The sequence below is a fragment of the Psychromonas arctica DSM 14288 genome (assembly GCF_000482725.1).
In the GTDB taxonomy this organism is placed as follows: domain Bacteria; phylum Pseudomonadota; class Gammaproteobacteria; order Enterobacterales; family Psychromonadaceae; genus Psychromonas; species Psychromonas arctica.
On record NZ_KI519480.1, the window covers coordinates 1 to 1,616 of the forward strand.

Here is a 1,616-nt window from a genome sequence, read left to right on the forward strand (position 1 = left end):
TTCTGGTCTTAATGACAGAATATTCAGGTGGTGACGCTTAAAAGGCTATTAGTACTCAAAAAGTAGTAATAATTATTCACATAATACACTTATCAATATAATATAAGTAAACTCAATAACTTATGAGAAAAATGCTGATCGATATTATTTACAAGGAATGATGAATATGAAAAAAACTTTACTTAGCTCTGCTATCTGCCTTTCGTTTGCAGTCGCACCATCAATCGCTACGGCTGTTAATCTTGAAGTGGCTTTCCAATACCCTGCCTCTTTTGAAGAAACACAAGGCAATGAAATGTCTCGTTACGTGGTAGGCTTTTATCGTCAACTCGAAACCGCGAATGCTATCTATGCAAACAACGGTGTTGATATTACTCTAGTGCCTGCTTACATTCAGCCGCTCACGTTTACCTACACAAACGAGTTTGATATTAGCGGTGACTATGACGATTCAAGCAGTAATACAGAAGCCGTAACCATTCTAAGAGAGCATTACGACCAAGAGACAGAATTCATGCCTCAAGTTGATATTCATGTGGGCTTAACAAAAAGTACGCTTACATTAGGGAATGCAGGATCATACTCGCAAGCTGATTATGATAATGGTGGGAATACAATCCCTGAGTTCCGTATGTCACTGGGGTTGTCTGACGTTAACTTGTTATCACCCGAAAACCTAGATATCCATGATGGATTGCTTGCTCACGAAGTCGGTCACACTATCGGCTTAGAACACTATGAATCTCAAGTGGTTGGTGATTGGACAGACGTAAATGATGAAATTGGTTATTCAACGCTATGTGACAACAACGTACATTCATTGATCTATCAATATGCGATAGACGCACCGTATCAAGAGGTTCAAATCTCTGGTGCTACGGGTTGTGTTGGCGATAATGGCGCTGATTCGGTCACGTTCCTTAATAAATATGCCCCACTAATGGCTAACTTTGTTGACGATAGTAATGTAAATACTTTATCGCTTGATGTGGTTGAAAATGTAACTGACGAATTATTTACTTTTACCGTAACTCGTACTAAAAATATCGCAACGGCTGATACAGGTAAATTATACATTGCAGGGGGAAGCAATGACGATGAACAAAATGAAACGGTCGCCCCTATTTCGTTAGTATTCGAAGCAGGAAGCGCAACTTCTTCACCAGTTACCGTAGACTTTTCTGTTATTCACCCAATGTTTGATATTGCTAATGATAGTAAAGCCAGTACCTATGCGGTCGCAGTGCTAAATGATGAAGTAATGCCTCAAAATATCGACTTGCTAACGCTTAATACAGCGTGGGTTGCACCCGTTGATGAAACAACTGATACAGGCTCTAATACTGGAACAGCTTCTAGTGGTGGTAGCGGTGGTGGCGGTAGCTCAAGCTTTGCATTCTTAATGCTAATGTTTACTGCATTAGTGTTGCGTAAGAAAGTAGCTTAAAAAAAACATCTAATAAGGGGGGATATAGATTTTGGTTTATATTCCTCTTATGTTATTAAAAAAGAAAAAGATCAGGACATATATGGTCACTCCTTGTAAATCAAGGTTAAACTGTTTTTTCTTTATTTTTTAATAATTGATATCGTGCAAAAGTACGTCGCCACTTAAA

At 38.7% G+C, this 1,616-nt stretch carries 1 protein-coding gene; it reads left to right on the forward strand.

Annotated features, from left to right (window positions below; genetic code table 11):
- Window positions 1-166: 166 nt before the first annotated feature.
- A complete protein-coding gene (locus H592_RS0116100; RefSeq protein ID WP_028869672.1) occupies window positions 167-1,447 on the forward strand; it encodes a zinc-dependent metalloprotease family protein in 1,281 nt (426 codons plus the stop codon).
- Window positions 1,448-1,616: the final 169 nt, after the last annotated feature.

Bases quoted from the DNA above. Each gene is read 5' to 3' on its own strand.
- H592_RS0116100 (WP_028869672.1), top strand. From the start codon at position 167: ATGAAAAAAACTTTACTTAGCTCTGCTATCTGCCTTTCGTTTGCAGTC.